Annotated in this window: 17 protein-coding genes; 6 read left to right on the top strand and 11 right to left on the bottom strand. The window is 70.5% G+C overall.

Going from position 1 to position 17,393, the window contains the following annotated elements; translation table 11 throughout:
- Positions 1-48: 48 nt before the first annotated feature.
- The 4 genes from KOL93_RS08915 to KOL93_RS08900 all read right to left on the bottom strand — a co-directional run bounded on the left by KOL93_RS08915 (position 49) and on the right by KOL93_RS08900 (position 4,868).
- Positions 49-1,458, bottom strand: coding sequence for a GH1 family beta-glucosidase (locus KOL93_RS08915; RefSeq protein WP_221584981.1), 1,410 nt, complete (start codon positions 1,456-1,458; stop codon positions 49-51).
- Between the two features lie 70 nt (positions 1,459-1,528).
- The gene (locus KOL93_RS08910; protein ID WP_260406352.1) at positions 1,529-2,353 is read right to left on the bottom strand and encodes a carbohydrate ABC transporter permease; all 825 of its coding nucleotides are present in this window, start codon (positions 2,351-2,353) and stop codon (positions 1,529-1,531) included.
- A gap of 89 nt (positions 2,354-2,442) precedes the next feature.
- On the bottom strand, positions 2,443-3,468 hold the full coding sequence (locus tag KOL93_RS08905) for a carbohydrate ABC transporter permease (protein ID WP_221585125.1): 1,026 nt from the start codon (positions 3,466-3,468) through the stop codon (positions 2,443-2,445).
- Positions 3,469-3,557: 89 nt separating this feature from the next.
- A complete protein-coding gene (locus tag KOL93_RS08900; protein WP_308291588.1) occupies positions 3,558-4,868 on the bottom strand; it encodes an ABC transporter substrate-binding protein in 1,311 nt (436 codons plus the stop codon).
- A gap of 134 nt (positions 4,869-5,002) precedes the next feature.
- On the opposite strand from KOL93_RS08900, the gene zapE reads away from it, so the two are divergent.
- The 6 genes from zapE to KOL93_RS08870 all read left to right on the top strand — a co-directional run bounded on the left by zapE (position 5,003) and on the right by KOL93_RS08870 (position 8,832).
- On the top strand, positions 5,003-6,088 hold the full coding sequence (gene zapE, locus KOL93_RS08895) for an AFG1/ZapE family ATPase (RefSeq protein WP_221584978.1): 1,086 nt from the start codon (positions 5,003-5,005) through the stop codon (positions 6,086-6,088).
- Positions 6,089-6,176: 88 nt separating this feature from the next.
- Positions 6,177-6,425, top strand: a complete 249-nt coding sequence (gene purS / locus KOL93_RS08890) for a phosphoribosylformylglycinamidine synthase subunit PurS (RefSeq protein WP_221584977.1) — start codon at positions 6,177-6,179, stop codon at positions 6,423-6,425.
- Complete coding sequence (gene purQ, locus KOL93_RS08885) at positions 6,422-7,129, top strand: phosphoribosylformylglycinamidine synthase subunit PurQ (protein WP_221584976.1); 708 nt, start codon at positions 6,422-6,424, stop codon at positions 7,127-7,129. Before purS ends, purQ begins: the two co-directional genes overlap by 4 nt.
- Positions 7,130-7,311: 182 nt before the next feature.
- Positions 7,312-8,244: an NAD(P)-dependent oxidoreductase gene (locus KOL93_RS08880; protein ID WP_308291587.1), complete on the top strand. Its 933-nt coding sequence runs from the start codon at positions 7,312-7,314 to the stop codon at positions 8,242-8,244.
- A gap of 63 nt (positions 8,245-8,307) precedes the next feature.
- The gene (locus KOL93_RS08875) at positions 8,308-8,568 is read left to right on the top strand and encodes a hypothetical protein (RefSeq protein ID WP_221584974.1); all 261 of its coding nucleotides are present in this window, start codon (positions 8,308-8,310) and stop codon (positions 8,566-8,568) included.
- A gap of 33 nt (positions 8,569-8,601) precedes the next feature.
- Entirely contained in the window at positions 8,602-8,832 is a 231-nt protein-coding gene (locus KOL93_RS08870; RefSeq protein WP_221584973.1) for a hypothetical protein, read from the top strand.
- Positions 8,833-8,910: 78 nt separating this feature from the next.
- Here KOL93_RS08870 and KOL93_RS08865 read toward each other — a convergent pair whose 3' ends face one another.
- From KOL93_RS08865 to KOL93_RS08835, 7 genes are read right to left on the bottom strand one after another with little or no spacing between them, the layout of a single operon-like run.
- The gene (locus KOL93_RS08865; protein WP_221584972.1) at positions 8,911-9,777 is read right to left on the bottom strand and encodes an ROK family protein; all 867 of its coding nucleotides are present in this window, start codon (positions 9,775-9,777) and stop codon (positions 8,911-8,913) included.
- Entirely contained in the window at positions 9,774-10,502 is a 729-nt protein-coding gene (locus KOL93_RS08860) for a copper homeostasis protein CutC (protein ID WP_221584971.1), read from the bottom strand. The genes KOL93_RS08865 and KOL93_RS08860 overlap by 4 nt, the downstream gene beginning before the upstream one ends.
- Positions 10,499-12,043, bottom strand: coding sequence for a M81 family metallopeptidase (locus tag KOL93_RS08855; protein ID WP_260406167.1), 1,545 nt, complete (start codon positions 12,041-12,043; stop codon positions 10,499-10,501). Before KOL93_RS08855 ends, KOL93_RS08860 begins: the two co-directional genes overlap by 4 nt.
- On the bottom strand, positions 12,040-13,707 hold the full coding sequence (locus KOL93_RS08850; protein ID WP_221584969.1) for a dipeptide ABC transporter ATP-binding protein: 1,668 nt from the start codon (positions 13,705-13,707) through the stop codon (positions 12,040-12,042). The genes KOL93_RS08855 and KOL93_RS08850 overlap by 4 nt, the downstream gene beginning before the upstream one ends.
- Positions 13,707-14,543 carry an ABC transporter permease gene (locus KOL93_RS08845; protein ID WP_221584968.1) on the bottom strand — a complete coding sequence of 279 codons (837 nt, stop codon included), beginning with the start codon at positions 14,541-14,543 and terminating at the stop codon, positions 13,707-13,709. Before KOL93_RS08845 ends, KOL93_RS08850 begins: the two co-directional genes overlap by 1 nt.
- Positions 14,540-15,571 (bottom strand): ABC transporter permease, encoded by a 1,032-nt coding sequence (locus tag KOL93_RS08840; RefSeq protein WP_308291586.1) that lies wholly within the window; start codon positions 15,569-15,571, stop codon positions 14,540-14,542. Before KOL93_RS08840 ends, KOL93_RS08845 begins: the two co-directional genes overlap by 4 nt.
- A 10-nt stretch (positions 15,572-15,581) precedes the next feature.
- Complete coding sequence (locus KOL93_RS08835) at positions 15,582-17,390, bottom strand: peptide ABC transporter substrate-binding protein (protein WP_221584967.1); 1,809 nt, start codon at positions 17,388-17,390, stop codon at positions 15,582-15,584.
- Between the last annotated feature and the right edge of the window lie 3 nt (positions 17,391-17,393).

Genomic DNA, 17,393 nt, shown 5'->3' with positions numbered 1-17,393 from the left:
TCCTCCCGGATTCCCCCATCATTCCGCACAACGAGCCGCGGGACCGCGTCAGACGGCGCGGTCCGCGATGATCCCGGCGTATTCCGCGCCCGAGCGCTTCACCGTGCGCGTCTGCGTCTCGTAGTCGACGTGCACGATGCCGAAGCGCTTGTCGTACCCCCACGCCCACTCGAAGTTGTCGAGCAGCGACCAATAGAAGTAGCCGCGCACGTCGACGCCCTGGTCGATGGCATCGGCGACCGCCGCGACGTGCGCACGCACGTAGGCGGCGCGCTCGGCGTCGTCGATCGATCCGTCCACGACCTCGTCGTCGTACGCCGCGCCGTTCTCGGTGACGAAGAGCGGGACGGCGGAGTACTCGTCCGCGACGCGCGTCAGGAGCCGCGTGAGCCCCTCGGGCTGCACCTCCCAGCCCATGCCCGTGCGTTCGAGCCCGCGCTCGTGCCAGTGGATCCCTTCGTGCGAGGGGAACGGCGACCCGACGGCGCGGCCCGTGGCGGCCTGATCGCCGGCGGGCGCCGTCTCGGCGGGGCGGCCGCCGACGAACTCGCCGTGATAGTAGTTCACGCCGAGGAAGTCGAGGGGCTGCGAGATCGTGTCGAGATCGCCGGGCCGCACAGCCGCGACGAACGCGTCCACGGCCGGAGCGTCCACGCGACGGATGTCCTCGACGATGTCCTGGGGGAAGGATCCGCGGAGGATCGGATCCAGGAACCACCTGTTGAACTGCCCGTCGATGCGACGGGCGGCATCGCGGTCGGCGGCATCGGACGGGTCCGCCGGCTCGGCGACCGTGAGGTTCAGCGTGATGCCGAGATCGAGCTCGGGATCGCGGGCGCGCAGCTCGGAGATCGTGCGTCCGTGGGCGAGCAGGAGGTGGTGCGACGCGAGCAGCCCGTCGTGCACGCTCTGCCGCCCCGGGGCGTGTGCGCCGGCCGTGTACGAGAGGAACGACGAGCACCACGGCTCGTTGAGCGTCGTCCAGATGTCGACGCGGTCGCCGAGAGCGTCGTGCATCGTGAGCGCGTACTCGACGAAGCGATCGACCGTGTCGCGGGACGTCCAGCCGCCCCGCTCCTCGAGCGCCTGCGGCATGTCCCAGTGATACAGCGTGAGCCAGGGGAGGATCTCGGCATCGAGCAGCTCGTCGACGAGGCGCGAGTAGAAGTCGACGCCCGCCGCGTTGACGTCGCCGCCGTCGGGCCGCACGCGCGACCACGACGTCGAGAAGCGATACGACTGGATCCCCAGGTCCTTCATCAGCGCGACGTCGTCGGCGTACCGGTGGTAGTGATCGCATGCGACGTCGCCGTTGTCGCCGGCGATCACCGCGCCGGGCACGCGCGCGAACGCGTCCCAGATGCTCGCGGTGCGCCCTTCCTCGAACGCGGCGCCCTCGATCTGGTAGGCCGCGGTGGCGGCGCCGAACAGGAAGTCGTCGGGAAGCGAACGGGTCATGAGTGCCTTTCTGAAGGGTGCGACGGCACGAGGGAACGCCTCGGCGCCGAGGAGCACGCGGGGTGGAGCGTCAGCCCTTGACCGCACCGGCCATGATGCCGCTGATGAGCTGCCGGCCGGCGACGACGAACAGGATCAGCAGGGGAACCGTCGCCAGGACGGCTCCCGTGAGCACAACCGAGTAGTCGACGTAGTAGCCCGACTGCAGCTGGCTCAGCGCCGTCTGGAGGGTGGGGTTCTGCGGGCTGAGCACGATCATGGGCCAGAGGAAGTCGGTCCACGCGGTCATGAAGGTGAACAGGCCGAGGATCGCCATGGCGGGGCGCGCCGCCGGCAGCCCGACGGTGAGGAACGTGCGGAACTGGGTCGCGCCGTCCACGCGGGCGGCTTCGATCAGCTCATCGGGGATCACGTCGACGAGGTACTGGCGCATGAAGAACACCCCGAACGCCGTCACGAGAGTGGGGATGATGACGGCGCCGATCGTGCCCGTCCAGCCGAACTGGCGCATGACCATGAACAGCGGGATCACCCCGAGCTGCGTCGGGATCGCCATCGTCGCGACGACGAAGATCATCAGACCGTCGCGACCGCGGAACCGCAGCTTCGCGAACGCGTATCCCGCGAGCGTCGAGAACGACACGACGGAGATCGTGATGACCGACGAGACGACGACGGAGTTGCCGAGCGCGAGCCAGAACGGGATCGCATCGAACACGCGCGCCGCGTTCGCGAGGAAGTTGCCGCCGGGGACCAGCGGGATGGTCTCACCGCGCGTCGCGTTCGTCCCGCTGCCGACCACGAACGACCACCAGAGCGGATAGGCGCTGCCGAGGACGAACGCCGCGAGAAGGCCGTAGATGAGGAAGCCGGGGCGGCTTCCGATGCCGGCCATCCCTCCCCGGGCGCGGCGACGGGACGGGCGCGTGTCGACCGTGGATCCCGCCGTCACGATGGTCTTGGTGGCGTCGACGGAGTGCGTGGTCATCGGCGGGGTCCCTTCGAGGCGCGGCGGCTCCTGCGGTTCGGCTTCGGGGCGTCGCCCGTGGCGATCCGCCGCGAGAGCAGGAAGTTGATGAGCCCGATCGCCACGATGATGAGGAACAGCAGCCAGGCGACGGCCGCGGCCTCGCCGAAGTCGCGTCGGAAGAACGCCAGCTCCCAGAGGAACAGCACCGTGGTCTGGAACTGCCGATCGGATCCGCCGATGCCGCCCGCGCTCGACGCGTCGAACAGCTTGGGCTCGGCGAAGATCTGCAGGCCTCCGATCGTCGCCATGATGATGACGAAGATCAGCGTGGGCCGGATCGTGGGGATCGTGATCGAGAAGAAGCGGCGGATGCTGCCCGCCCCGTCGAGTGCGGCGGATTCGTAGAGGTCCCGCGGCACCGCCTGCATTGCCGCGAGCAGGATGAGGGCGTTGTAGCCGGTCCACCGGAAGTTGACCATGGTCGCGACCGCGACGTGGCTGAGGAACGTGTCGTGCTTCCACTCGAGATCCGGCACCCCGATGAGGTTGAGCAGGTTATTCGCGAGGCCGTCGGCTTCGTTGAACACACTGGAGAAGATGAGGGCGACGGCGACGGGCGTCACGATGAACGGCAGCAGCACGCCCATGCGCCAGAACGTCGCGGCGCGCAGCCCCTGGTCGAGCAGGTAGGCGATGCCGATCGCGACGACGAGCTGCGGAATCGCCGAGAGCAGGAAGATGCTGAGGGTGTTGCCGAGCGAGTTCCAGAACATCCCGTCGCCGAGGATCTCGACGAAGTTGCCGAACCCGAGGAACTCGCCCTTGCCCTGCAGCAGATCCCATTCGTGGAGGGACACCCAGGCGGTGTATCCGAGCGGGAAGAGGCCGACGAGAGCAAACAGGAGAAAGAACGGCGCGACGTAGATGTACGGCGAGGCCTTGACGTCGAAGCGCGAGAGGCGCTGACGAAAGGTGGGGCGCTCGGGCGGGGGCGGCGGCGCGGGCGCGGCCGCCGACGGCGGGGCGGGGGTGTCGGTCATGGTCATGTCGAGCAGATCCTCGGGTCTCGGAGGGAGGGGATCCGGTGCGCGTCGGCGATGACGCCGACGCGCACCGGATCAGCGGAGGGTCACTCGACGAGGTCGCCGAGCAGCTGGATCGCTTCGTCCCACGCCTCGTCGGCGTCGAGCTCGCCGCGATCGAGCTTGTCGAGCGGCGGGCCGAAGACGTTCTCCTGGATCACCGAGTCGTCCGGGCCTTTGAACTGGGCCTGGACGCCCTGCGCGCGCTCCGCGAGGATCGCCCCGGTCGGGGCCCCGCCGAAGAACTCGTTCGGCGTCGCGTCGGCGGCCAGCGTCTCCTGCGCCTCCACGGTCGACGGGAAGTTGCCCGCCGCGGCGGCCTGCTTCACCTGCTGCTCGGGCTGCGTCAGCCAGTCGGCGAGCTCGGCCGCCGCGTCCTGCTGCATGCTGCTCTCGGGGATCGACAGCCAGGCGCCGCCCCAGTTGCCGGCGCCGCCGGGGAACACGTCGGCGAAGTCCCAGCCGGTCTCGGCGTCGCCGCCGCCGGCCTCGACCTGGCCCTGTACGACCCCGAGCATCCAGCCGGGGCAGACGTACGTGGCGAAGGTGCCGTCGACGAACGACTTGCCGCCGTTCCAGTCCCATTCGGTCTGCGCGGCCGACTGACCGCCGTCGACCGCCTCCGCGAGCAGGTCGAAGCGGTCGCGCAGCTCGCTGTTGCCGTCGACGTTCAGCTCGCCGTCCGACGTGTAGTAGCCCTCGGGCAGCTGATTCACCATCGAGTTCCAGACGAAGCCCGACTGGTCGAACCAGGCGCTGCCGGTCGCGTCGGTGTACTCCTGCCCCACCTCGAAGTAGTGCTCCCAATCGCCCTCGAGCAGGGTCGCGACCTCGTCGCGATCCGTGGGCAGGCCCGCCGCGTCGAACGCCGGCTTGTTGTAGCAGATCCCGGCCGGCCCGATGTCGGTTCCGTAGCCGATCACGCGGCCGTCGGGATCCGTCGCGCCGTCGTACTTCCACGGCACCCAGTCGTCCTTGCGGTCGGCGATGCCGTGCTCGGTGAGGTCGACGAACTGATCGGACACCTCCATGACCGCCCCGATCCAGCCTTCCTCGACCGCGACGATGTCGGAGGCACCGGATCCGGCTGCGAGCTTGGTGAACAGGTCGGTGCGCGCGTTTCCGCCCGTGTCGATGTTCGTGGCCTCGATCGTGACGTTCTGATTGGCCTCTTCGTACTCCTCGTAGAGGTCTTCGTAGCCGAAGGTGCCGAACGTCGTGATGGTGAGGGTGATGTCTTCGTTCGGGTCGGCGTCGCCGGGTTCGCTGGTTGTTCCGGAGCAGCCGGCGAGGGCGAGGGCTCCGGCGGCCGTCGCGGCGATGCCGACGGCCGTCCTGCGCAGGGCATGTGAGGTCACGATGTCCACTCCTTTGTGGTGCTGTGGTGTGGGAGCGCTCCCACTTGGCGCTGTGAACGTTAGTGGGAGCGCTCCCACGCTGTCAAGAGGGCACTGTGCGGCGACCGCGCGGAACCCCGTGCGAGCATGGTCGGATGCGCCCCCACGCCACCGCCGCCCGGATCTGCGACGACGCCGCGGAGAGCGGGTTCGCCCTCGACGCCGACCAGGTCGCCGCCGTCGAGGCGATGACGACATCGACGCGAGGGGTCTATCTGCACGGCCCCGTGGGGCGCGGCAAGTCGTGGATCGCCGATGCATTCCACCGCCACTCTCCCGTCGAGCACCGGAGGCGCGTGCACTTCCACGGCTTCCTCGACGAGCTGCACCGCGCCGTCTTCGCGAGGCAGACAGCGATCCGGGAGCGGCGTCTCGCGGTCGTGCCGACTCCTGCGAACGACGCGGAGCCCGTCGTCATCACCACCGGCCCCCACTCCGCGGCCGACGTGCTGACCGCCGCACCTCGGACGCCCACCCCCGACCCGATCGCGCAGGGCCTCGCCGATGTGATCGGCCCGGCGACGCTTCTCGTGTTCGACGAGTTCCACGTGCACGACACGGGCGACGCACGCCTTCTCACGCGTCTGCTCGAGCACGCCCTCGCGCACGACATCCGCATCGTCGCCACCTCGAACTACGCACCGGACGACCTGCTGCCTGACCCGGTTTGGCACCACATCGCCGAGCCGGGGATCCAGCTCATCAAGGAGCACATGGCGCACGTGCACCTCGACGGCGGGCGGGACTACCGTGCGAGCGCCCGGCGCACGGCCGGATTCGCCGAGGGATCCTGGCGGACGGACGCGCCCGCCGCCGTCCCTGCCGGGGCGCGATCGACCCGCGTGCGCGATCGGGCATTCGAGGTGACGGCTGCGACCGACGACGAACTCTGGATCACGTTCGCGCAGCTGTGCGAACAGCCGACGTCGACGATCGAGTACCTCGAGTGGGCGCGTGCCCATGCGCGCTGGACGGTGCTCGACGTGCCGCCCTTCGACGAGGTGCCGCTGCCCGCGCAGCAGCGCTTCCTCAACGCGGTCGACGTGCTCGTGGACGCCGATGTGCCGACGACCTTCGTCTCGCCGACCACGCTCGACGAGTTCGGCCGATCGGCGCGCGCCCGCCCCGATGCCGACCGGCTGCTGAGCCGACTCTCCCTCCTGCGCGAGGTCGCCCGGTAGCGCATCGCACCGGGTCCGTACGCGTTCGCCGGGGGTCCCGCATACACTTGACCCCGTACCCCGCCCCCGCGATTTCCGGAGCCGCGCAATGCCCACAATCGTCGTCGACGTCATGCCCAAGGCCGAGCTGCTGGATCCGCAGGGCAAGGCCGTCACCGGATCCCTCGACCGGCTGGGTCACGGCCGCTTCCAGAACGTGCGCATCGGCAAGCGCATCGAGATGACCGTCGAGGGCGAGGTCACCGACGAGGTCCTCGCCGAGGCGAAGACGGTCGCCGACGAGGTGCTGTCGAACCAGGTGATCGAGGACGTCGTCGGCATCGAGGTGGTCGAGTGACCGCTCGGATCGGGGTCATCACCTTCCCGGGCTCGCTCGACGACCGCGATGCGCAGCGCGCCGTCCGCATCGCGGGCGCCGAGCCGGTCGCGCTCTGGCACGGATCCCACGACCTCGCGGGCGTCGACGCACTCGTCCTGCCGGGTGGCTTCAGCTACGGCGACTACCTGCGCGCCGGCGCGATCGCCGCGCTCGCCCCGCTGATGTCCGAAGTGAAGCAGGCGGCCGCGAAGGGCATGCCCGTCCTCGGCATCTGCAACGGCTTCCAGATGCTCGTCGAGGCGCACCTGCTGCCGGGCGGTCTCATCCGCAACGCGCACCAGCAGTTCATCCGCCGCGACCAGAAGCTCACGGTCGAGAACGCTGACACGGCGTGGACGAACGCCTTCGACGCGGGCCAGCAGATCGTCATCCCGCTGAAGAACGCCGATGGCGGCTTCACAGCCGACGCCGAGACGCTGAAGCGCATCGAGGGCGAGGGCCAGGTGGCCGTCCGCTACCAGGGCGTCAACCCCAACGGATCCCTGAATGACATCGCGGGCATCGCGAACGAGCGCGGCAACGTCGTGGGCCTGATGCCCCACCCCGAGCACGCCGTCGAGCCCGGCTTCGGCCCCGACACCTCGGCCGCGATGCGCTCGGGCACCGACGGCATCGGCTTCTTCCAGAGCGCGATCTCGTCGCTCGCGGCCGCCGCGGCCTGACCCCCTTCTTCGCAGCGCGCCCTCGCCGACCTCAGCGGGGGCGCGCTGTCGCGTGCGACGACCCCCTCAGCAACACAACGCAGTCGATGCGACCCGAATCGCCGCGACACGCCGGACGCCGGCGCCCGCCGACGCCGGATCGACTGCGTTGTGTTGACCGCCCCGCCGGTAGCGTGGAGCGGGTGACCGATTCCTTTGTCCTCCTCGTGCCCTCCGAGCAGCTCGCCGGCGATGTCCGCGATCTGCTGGATCCGTCCTCCGACGTCGACATCGCCGTGTGGGACGGCACCGATGCCCCGCCGCGCGAGCGCGCCGACATCGTCGTCCCCCCGTACATGAAGCAGGGGTCCGCGCTGCGGGCGCTCGCTCCCCTGCGCCCGCGCCTCGTGCAGGCGCAGTCGATCGGATACGACGGCGTCGCCGATGTGCTGCCCGAGGGCCTCATCTACGCGAACGCCGCGAGCGTGCACGAGACCGCGACGGCCGAGCTGACTCTCGCCCTGCTGCTCGTCGCTCAGCGCGATCTCGTCGACGTCGTGCGCGATCAGGACCGCGCGACGTGGAGCCCCTCCTGGTCGCCGGGCCTCGCCGACCGCCGTATCGTGCTGCTCGGCTACGGCGGCGTCGGGAAGGCGATCATGACGCGCCTCGACGGGTTCGAGGTCGAGGTCGTGCCCGTCGCCTCACGGGCTCGCGAGGAAGACGGCGTGCACGTGCACGGCATCGACGAGCTCAGCGATCTGCTGCCGACGGCCGACATCCTCGTCAACGTGCTGCCGGGCGGATCCGCGACCCACCACCTCATCGACGACGCCGCCCTGGCATCGCTGCCCGACGGCGCCCTCGTCGTCAATGTCGGCCGCGGTCCCACGTTCGACACGGACGCGCTCGTCGACCATCTGCGACGCGGGCGGATCCGCATGGCGAGCGACGTCTTCGACCCCGAGCCGCTGCCGGAAGACCACCCGCTCTGGTCGCTCGACAACGTCTTCATCACCCCGCACTCGGGCGGCCTCTCGAGCGCCATGCGGCCGCGCGTCGCGAAGCTCGTCGCCGGTCAGGTCGAGCGCCTCGCCCGCGGTGAGGATCCGATCAACGTCGTGATCGAGAGCTGACACCGCGGCGTCGTCCGGCGTCCGATAGCCACGACACGCCCGATGCACCGAGCACGATAGGGCGTGTCGTGGCGACCGAAGGATCCGTCGCGCCAGTCCCGTTCGATCTCCGCCGCGCTGCAGGCGACCGAGATCCTCCCCGACTCGACGAACGTCGGAGGATCGGACGGGCACGAGTTCATCGAGGTGTTCGACGCCATGCGCGAGCCGATCGGATTCGAGGACCACCAGCTCACGACGGCCTTCGCCGTCGAGGTCCTCTCCGACCGCGAGATCGGCGCGCAGAACGACGTCGCGTCAGGTGCCGTCGCGGCCACCGAGTAGCCCCTCGACGAGCTCGGCGAGTACGGCTGGTACGTGCGCACCGCCGATCCGCACGGCGGCATCGACATCTCGCCGGTCAACGAGTTCGCGCTCGTGCCCGAGGTCGAGGAGGCGGAGCCGGGACCGGGCCTCTCGTCCGTCGCGGCCGTATGCCGTCGGGGAGGGTTCGCCGACCTCATGGGCGCGGACGGGCGCACGTTCCGGAACACGGGCGCCTGCGTGAGCTACGTCGCGTCGCGCGGGGTGCTGTTCCCGCGCGGGTGAGGCCGCCCGGACGACGACGATGACCACCGCGAGAACCCGCAGCGCGAGTCGGGGCATCGTCGTCAGCCGCGTCGTGCGTCAGCGCGCGACGCAGGCGAGCGCGGCGCCGTGCGCACCCGCCCAGACGCCGAGCGCGGCCGGGACGACGTCCGGCAGGATGTGGAACGTGGCGCGCTCGCGAGCCCGGCGGACGGCCGGATCCACGATCACCTCCGCGGAGCGTGCGACGCCTCCGCCGATCACGATGCGCGACGGATCGACGAGAGCGACGACCTCGAGGAGGGCGCGGGCGAGACCGTCCTGCGCTTCGGACAGCACGGCGATGGCCGCCTCGTCGCCCGACGCCACCGCGGCGACGACGTCGCGAGCGGTGCCGCCCGCACCTCCGCGCTCGCGCCAGCGCACTCCGAGCTGAGATCCGCCGATCACGGTCTCGAGGCACCCGCGCCCTCCGCACGAGCAGGAGTAGTCGGCGTCCGTGACGCGCACATGCCCGATCTCTCCCGCGGCCCCGTGCGCGCCGCGGCGCGGAGTCCCGCCCAGGACGTGCGCCCCGGCGATGCCGGTGCCGAGCGCGAGGACGAAGACGTCGTCGATGCCCTGTCCCGCCCCGCGCCGCGCCTCGGCGAGGGCGGCGGCTTCGCCGTCGTGCACGGCGACTCCGGGAATGCCGAGCCTCCGCGAGAGGTCCGCGGCCGGCGCCGTCCCGTCGAGCCACGGCAGGTTGGCGCTCGTGCCGACCACCCCGGTCGTCGGGTCGAGCGTTCCCGCGACCGTGACGCCGAACGCGGCCACGTCGTCCGTCCCGACGAAGTCGCGGACCGCGTGCGCCAGGTCGCTCAGGTCCCCCGTGTCGACCGTGTGCGTGCGAATCGAGGAGCCGTCGTCGTCCGCGAGGAGGAGCTTCGTCTGGGTCCCGCCATAGTCGACGCCGAGGCGCGTCACAGTGCCGCTCCCGACGCGAGCGCGTCGCGGATGGCCTGCGCTTCGGGCTCGTCCGTCGTCGCGTATCCCGAGACGCCGGCCTGCGCACCGGACCCCAGCGAGACGAGGAGCTCGTCGCGGACGACCCGCTTCGCGGACGCGTGCACGGCGGCGACCCCGGTTGCGGCGATCTCGCCCACGTTCTCCGAGGTGACGCCCGCACCGGCCATGATCTGCACACGCCCCCCGCTCTGCGACGCGAGCGCGCTCAGCTCGTCGAGGGCCTCGACGGCACGCGAGGCGCCGCCCGAGGTGAGCACGCGGTCCACGCCGAGGTCGACCAGGTCGGCGAGCCCCCCGACGCGGTCGGGGAGCGTGTCGAACGCTCGGTGGAACGTGACCTCTCGGCCGTCCGCGGCGTCGATCGCGCGTCGCACGAGATCCGCATCGACGGCGCCCCTCGCGAGGCCGCCGACGACGACGCCCGAGGCGCCGCGGCGGACGGCATCGGCGACGTCGGCGACGATGACGGCGCGCTCCGCGGCGTCATAGACGAAGCCGCCCTCGCGCGGGCGCACCAGCACGTGCACGGGCACCTCCGTCTCGACCGCGGCATCGATCAGGGCGGCCGACGGCGTGACCCCGCCCGTGCTGAGCGCGGTGCACAGCTCGATGCGGTCGGGGCGCACGCGCGACGCGACGGCGACACCGGCCGGATCCTGCACGGCGAGCTCGAATGCCGTCATGCGCGCTCCCCTCCCGCGGCCCCGGCGATGTCGCGCACATACGCGCGGCCCTGGAGGATCGCGGCCGACAGGTCGGGTCGCGACGAGAACGCGTCGTACGGGTGCATCGGACGCGCGATCCGCTCGTGCCCGAGTCGCTCGAGATCCTGGTCGACGGGTCCCGGAGTGAGCGCAAGCGTCCACCCCTTCGCGACGTCGTACAGCGTCGGCTCGAGATAGCCGATCTTGGTCACGATGATGTCGGCGTCTCCGGGCTCGAGGCCGAGATCCGCGAAGTCGCCTGTCGAGTGGAAGGCCTTGCGGAACTCCGTCACGATGGCGCGGATCCCGCCCAAGCGGATCACCGCGGCGCGACCGGCCGCGGGATCCCCCTCGTGCAGCGAGACGAGCTCGCCGCGGATCCGCACGGGCTCGGACACACGATCGTCCACGCGGGCGCCCGCCGTGACGTCGACTGCGTCGCCCGGCGCCAGCGCGAACAGCTCGTCGATGGCACCGGCGTCGAAGATCGACGCGACGAAGGTGACGGGAGCGTCGTCGTCGGTGAGCTCCGGCCGCTCGAGCAGCCGTGTGAGCGTCCAGGTGACGTCACCGGATCCGCCGGCGCCGGGGTTGTCTCCCGAGTCGCTCACGAGATAGGGGCGTTCGCCGCCCCGGTCGCGGTGCGCGATCGCCCGGTCGATGCCTTCGTCGAGAGAGCCGGACGGACCGACGAACGCGAATCCGTCCCGCGCATCCCACAGCTCGCCCGCCATCCTCTCGGCCTCGACCGCGATGGCCCTCTCGTCGTCACCCGTGACCATGACGGTCGCGTGGCAGCGCGGCTCGTCGGCCCAGGCGTACCCGATCCAGATCGCCGCGTCCGCGATCCCGTCGCGCTTCTCGACATCTTCGATCTGCGCATAGAGGCTCTTGGCCGGCTCGACACGCGTCGACGTCTTCTCGCCGGGGAGGAGGATCGGCACGCGCACCCATGCGCGCAGGGGCTTCTCGCCCCGACGGATCCACTCGACGAGCGTGCGCGCCGCGCGCTCCTTCGTCTCCCAGACGTCCTCGTGCGGCGCGAGGCGGTAGCAGGTCGGGAGATCGAGGGCCAGGGCGAGGGTCTCGGACATGTTTCCGTGCAGATCCATCGGCGCCGTCATGAGCACGTCGGGACCGACGACCTCCCGGACGGCGGTCGCCAGATCGCCCTCCGCGTCGTCCATCCCGACGACGCTCATCGCGCCGTGGATATCGAAGTAGACGCCGTCGAGGGGGCCCGCCGCGCGAAGCCCCTCGACGATGCGCGCCCGGAAGTCGTCGTAGACCTCACGCAGCACGGCGCCACCCGGAATCGAGCGCGCCATGAAGACGGGGATCCACTCGGCCGCGTCGCGCAGCGGCTCGCCGGGAGCGAGATGCGGGTAGCGGTCGATCAGGGCGTCCCCCGTGAGGACGGGGAAGTCTCGATACCCGGCGCGATGCGCCGCGTAGGCACTCGACTCGATCGCGATCCCCACGATCGCGATGCGGGGCCTGTTGCTGGTCACGATGGTCATTCCTCCAGAAGGCCGAGGCGGGCGGCGCGGCGCTGGCGCTGCACGGCCGGGTCGGGGGCGGGCACGGACGCGAGAAGCTCCTGCGTGTACAGCTCGCGGGGCGCGGTGAGCACACGCGATGTCTCACCCTGCTCGACGATGCGCCCGCGCCGCATCACGACGACCCGGTCGGTCAGCTCGTTCACGACGCCGAGGTCGTGGCTGACGAACAGGCACCCGAAGCCGAGCTCTTCGTGCAGCCCGCGCAGAACGTCGAGCACCTCGGCCTGCACCGAGACGTCGAGCGCGCTCGTCGGCTCGTCGGCGACGAGCAGTCGCGGCTTGAGCACGAGGGCGCGCGCCATCCCCACGCGCTGGCGCTGTCCGCCCGAGAACTCATGCGGGTAGCGCTTCGCGGCGTCGGACGGCAGGCGGACGGCGTCGAGCAGCTCGGCGACGCGGGCCGCCCGCTCCGCCGAGCGCATACGCTTCCGATGGATCGCGAGCGGCTCTGCGATCGACTCGCCGACGGTCATACGCGGGTCGAGGGATCCACCGGGATCCTGGAACACGACACCCAGCTGCTCGAGCAGCTCGCGCTTGCGCCGCCCGCGAAGGCCCGAGAGGGTCTGGCCGAGCAGCCGGATCTCGCCGCCGCTCGTCGGGAGCAGCCCCAGCGCGAGGCGGCTCACGGTCGACTTTCCCGACCCCGATTCGCCGACGAGGCCCACGATCTCACCGGCGCCGACCGCCAGGCCGATGTCCTCGACGGCCGGCACGTGACGGCCGCCCACGCGATAGCCCGCCGAGACGGCGCGCATCTCGATGACCGGATCCGTCACGACGAGCGGTTCGGGATCGGCGGCCGCGGCCGCTCCCCCGACCGACCCCGGCGGAAGCTTCGGGATCGCGGCGAGGAGCGTGCGCGTGTATTCGTGCGACGGCGTCGTCAGCACCCGCGAGACCTCTCCCGACTCGACGACCACGCCGTGGCGCATCACGAAGACGCGGTCGGCGAGGTCGGCGACGACGCCCATGTTGTGCGTGATGATCAGGAGCCCCGTGCCGCGCTCGCGGACGAGTCGACGCAGCAGGTCGAGGATCTCGGCCTGCACCGTGACGTCGAGCGCCGTCGTCGGCTCGTCGGCGATGATGACGCGCGGCTCGCACGCCAGGGCGATCGCGATGACGACGCGCTGGCGCTGGCCGCCCGACAGCTCGTGAGGGAACTGCCGCGCCCTGCTCTCGGCGTCGGGGATGCCCACCGCGCGCATGAGCTCGACAGCGCGTTCGCGTGCCTCCGCGGGCGTCGCCCGCGTGTGGTTCCGCACCGCCTCGGCGATCTGGGCGCCGAGCGTCATGGTCGGGTTGAGAGCCGTCATGGGCTCCTGGAACACCATCGACTCGACCCGGCCGCGGACGTCGTCGAGCTCCTTCTCGCTCGCGCCGATCACCTGACGCGTGACATCGCCGTCCGCGAGCTCGACCGAGCCCGTCGTGCGGGCGCTGCGCGGCAGCAGCCCCATGGCGGCAAGCGAGGTCACGGACTTGCCCGATCCGGATTCGCCCACCAGCGCGACGACCTCGCCCGCGGAGACGTCGAGGCTCACGCCGCGCACGGCGTCCTCGCCTCGGCCGGAGAAGCGCACGCGCAGATCGTCGATCCGCAGCACCTGCTCGCCCATCACGCGGTCCTTCCCTTCACGTCGAACACGTCGCGCAGGCCGTCGCCGATGAAGTTCAGCGCGCACACGACCACGACGATCGCGACACCCGGCGGCAGGATCAGCCACCACGCGTTCTGGTAGATGAGTGCGAGGCCGTTGTTGAGCATGGCTCCCCAGTCGGTGGCGGGCGGCTGCAGTCCCATGCCGAGGAAGCTGACATAGGCGACGAGCAGGATCGCGTCGGCCACCTGGAACGTCGCGTTCACGACGACGGTGCCGACCGTGTTCGGGACGATGTGGCGCAGCACGATGCGGGAGTGGGATCCGCCCATCGCGCGGGCGGCCACGACGTAATCGCGCGTCTTGACCGACAGCGACTCCGCCCGCACCAGTCGCGCAGGGACGAGCCACGACACGAGGCCGATGACGAGGATCATCATCCACTCGCTCGGTCGCACGATCGTGGAGAGCACGAGCAGGAGGAAGATCGCGGGGATCGCGATGCCCGCATCGACGACGCGCATCATGATCGCGTCGACGACGCCGCCGACGTATCCGGCGATCGCGCCCCAGAGCGTGCCGATGACGGTCGCGAGCACGCCCGCGAAGATCCCGACGATCAGCGACGTGCGGCCCGCGAGCATCAGGCGCCCGAGCACGTCGTAGCCGAGCGCGTCGGTGCCGAGCGGGTGGCCCTGCTCGCCTGGGCGCAGGTTCGCCTGGTCCAGCGCCGTGCGCACCTGCTCCGTCGGGTAGACGAGCGGGCCGATCACGACGAACAGCACGACGAGCGCGAGGACGATGAGCCCGACGAGCGCCAGCCGGTTCTCGGAGAACCTCTTGAGCGCGCTCATGCGACGCCTCCTCGCGTGCGGGGATCCAGAACCGCCTGGATGATGTCGGCGAGCAGCGACCCCACGACAGTCGCGATCGAGATCACGATCACGCAGCCGAGGAGGACGGGGAAGTCGCTCGACTGCGCGGCGCTCCAGAAGAGCAGCCCCATACCGGGGTAGTTGAACAGCTGCTCGATGACGAGGGCGCCGCCGAACATGACCGGGAGCTGGTATCCGAGCATCGCGACCACCGGCGTCAGCGAGTTGCGCAGCAGGTGGCGCGACAGCACACGGCGGAACGGCGTGCCCTTCGAGCGGGCCGTGCGGATGTAGTCCTCGCTCAGGCCGTCGAGCGCGGAGGAGCGCATGTACCGGCTGAAGTTCGCCACGAGCGGGATCGCCCCCGTGAGCACGGGCAGGATCAGGCGCTGGGGCTCGAGCAGGACCGCCGAGACCGTGTCGCCCTGCGGCGCGTTCGCCGGCAGCACGCCGAGCGTCTGACTGAACAGCATGATGAGGAGCATGCCGAGGAAGAAGGTGGGCGTGGAGTACGCGACGATCGCGAGCACCGAGAGCGTGTAGTCGGCCCCGCGGTTGCGCCGGACGGCCTGGAAGATGCCGACGGGGATCGCGATCGCGAGCGCGATGACGAGCGACAGGCCCGTGAGCAGCAGCGTCTTGGGCAGACGCTGTGCGATCGCGTCGGAGACCGACATGTTCAGCAGATACGACTCTCCGAGGTCGCCCGTCACGAGGCGTCCGAGGAACATGAGGTACTGCTGCCAGACGGGTCGATCGAAGCCCTGCGCCTGGTTGAAAGCCGCGATCTGCTCGGCCGTGGCCTGCACGCCGAGCACACCGCGGGCGGGGCCGCCCGGCAGCATCTGAAGCAGCGCGAACACGATGAGCGTGACGACGAAGATCACGATGAGCGACTGGCCGATGCGTCGCAGGAGGAAGCGGAGGAACGGGCTGCGGGTGCGCCGCCCCGCGACCGTCGCCTGAACGGCGACGGTCGCGGGGATGGCTTCAGGGGTGATGCTCACGGTCGAGCGCTCACTCCCCCCACGCCCAGCGCTGGGGGTGGAAGTTTCCGAGCGAGTCCTGCTCCGTGCCCGTGAGACCCTGGTCGATGACCGACACCTGGTAGACGGGGTTGGGCAGCCACATGGCGGGCAGGTTCTCGGCGCCGTAGGCGGAGTACTCCTGCATCGCGTCCTCGTCGCCCGAGTTGAGCGACGCCTGCATGAGCGCGTCGAACTCGTCGTCGCTGTACGACCCGAAGTTCGATGCCGCTCCCGTGCCGAACAGGCGCTCGCCGGACGGATAGCCGCCGAAGTACCAGGATCCGGCGGTGCCGAAGAACGGGAGCTCCCAGGTGCACTCAGGTGACTCGGCCTCGCACGGCGCGATGGAGCCGAGGACGGTGTTCAGCGGCGCCGACTCGATGGTCACGCCCACGCCGGCCTCCTCGAAAGTCGACTTCATCTCGGCGAACATGTTGTCGGTCTCCGTGGAGCCCGACTGCGTGAGGATCGTGATCGCGAGCGTCTGGCCGTCCGCGACCCCGTCGCCGCAGTCGATGCCCGTCTCGCAGACGTAGGTCCCGTCGGATCCCATCGTCCAGCCGTTGTCCTCGAGCAGGTCCTGGGCCGCAGCGGGGTCGAACGGGTAGGGGTTGTCGCGCTGCTCGTCCGACAGGAACTTGTTGTCGGGCTGCTGCGGGACGGGTCCGTAGCCGGGGTTGGCGGCGCCGTGCCACACGACGTCGGAGATCGACTCCTGGTCGACGAGGTGCTGCAGCGCCTGGCGCACATACAGCTGCGAGTAGACGGGCCCCATGTCGGGGTGGTGGAAGTTGTACGGGAGGTACGTGATCGCCCAGCCGTCCCAGTTCACGACGTCGTAGCCGAGGCCCTCGTACTGCGCCGCGTTGTCGAGCTCGCCCGTCGGGATGTAGCCGTAGTCGACCTCGCCCGCGCGCACCGCCGCGACCTCGGCGTCGCCGCTCGTGAAGGGAAGGAAGTTGACCGTCGGGATCCCGGCGGCGTCATCGCCGTCATAGGCCTCGTTCTCGGAGAGGGTCACGTGGCCCGAGTCACTGAACGATCCGAGCGTGTAGGGACCGCTCACGACGTCGAACAGCGGGTTGCCCTGGTAGCCCGCGAGGTCCTCGCCCTCCGCCATGAGGTAGTCCCAGATCGCCGTGGCGCCCTCAGCCGTCTCGGCCAGGGCGGGATCCGCCTCGCCGCCGTCCTCGGTGACGGTCCAGGCGTGAGCGGGGATCGGGACGATGAGCGTGAGCTGCGACGCGAGCATCCACTCCTGGTTGTAGGCCTGGTCGAAGGTGAGGACGACGGTGCTCTCGTCGGGGGTCTCGACGCTCGCGACGTTGTCGGGCATCGCGCCTTCCTGATAGCTGGCCCACTCGGACCTGTTCGCCTTCACGACGTCGAACCAGAACGCCACGTCGGCCGACGTGACCGGCGTGCCGTCGGACCATGTGCGCTCGTCGAGCGTGATCGTGACCGAGAGACCGTCGTCCGCGAACTCAACGCTGTCGGCGAGGTCCGCGTCGGCGACGCGGTCGACCGTCCCCAGGGATCCGTCGTACGCGATGAGGGGCTCGTACATCGCCCGGATGAGCGACGAGTTGTGCGTGGCGAGCTTGCCCGAGATGCCGAGCGGCATGAGCCAGTTCGGCGTCGCGTTGGCGGGCAGCGCGTAGTTCAGCTCGTCTGACGGCTCTCCCGCGGCGCCCGAGTCGCCTCCGGCCGAGCAGCCGACGACGAGCGCGGCAGCGGCGACGATGCCGAGTGATGCGGCGCCGACCCGGCGGCCGCGTGATGCGAATGTCGATCGCATGGA

It is taken from the genome of Microbacterium salitolerans, assembly GCF_019720895.1.
Classification (GTDB): Bacteria; Actinomycetota; Actinomycetes; order Actinomycetales; family Microbacteriaceae; genus Microbacterium.
The sequence above is the reverse complement of the archived record's forward strand: the minus strand, read 5'-3'. Positions and strand labels throughout refer to the sequence as shown.

Bases quoted from the DNA above. Each gene is read 5' to 3' on its own strand.
- zapE (WP_221584978.1), top strand. From the start codon at position 5,003: ATGCGCCCCCACGCCACCGCCGCCCGGATCTGCGACGACGCCGCGGAG.
- KOL93_RS08850 (WP_221584969.1), bottom strand. From the start codon at position 13,707: ATGGGCGAGCAGGTGCTGCGGATCGACGATCTGCGCGTGCGCTTCTCC.
- KOL93_RS08845 (WP_221584968.1), bottom strand. From the start codon at position 14,543: ATGAGCGCGCTCAAGAGGTTCTCCGAGAACCGGCTGGCGCTCGTCGGG.
- KOL93_RS08905 (WP_221585125.1), bottom strand. From the start codon at position 3,468: ATGACCGACACCCCCGCCCCGCCGTCGGCGGCCGCGCCCGCGCCGCCG.
- KOL93_RS08910 (WP_260406352.1), bottom strand. From the start codon at position 2,353: ATGGCCGGCATCGGAAGCCGCCCCGGCTTCCTCATCTACGGCCTTCTC.
- KOL93_RS08855 (WP_260406167.1), bottom strand. From the start codon at position 12,043: ATGACCATCGTGACCAGCAACAGGCCCCGCATCGCGATCGTGGGGATC.
- purS (WP_221584977.1), top strand. From the start codon at position 6,177: ATGCCCACAATCGTCGTCGACGTCATGCCCAAGGCCGAGCTGCTGGAT.
- KOL93_RS08915 (WP_221584981.1), bottom strand. From the start codon at position 1,458: ATGACCCGTTCGCTTCCCGACGACTTCCTGTTCGGCGCCGCCACCGCG.
- KOL93_RS08860 (WP_221584971.1), bottom strand. From the start codon at position 10,502: ATGACGGCATTCGAGCTCGCCGTGCAGGATCCGGCCGGTGTCGCCGTC.
- KOL93_RS08835 (WP_221584967.1), bottom strand. From the start codon at position 17,390: ATGCGATCGACATTCGCATCACGCGGCCGCCGGGTCGGCGCCGCATCA.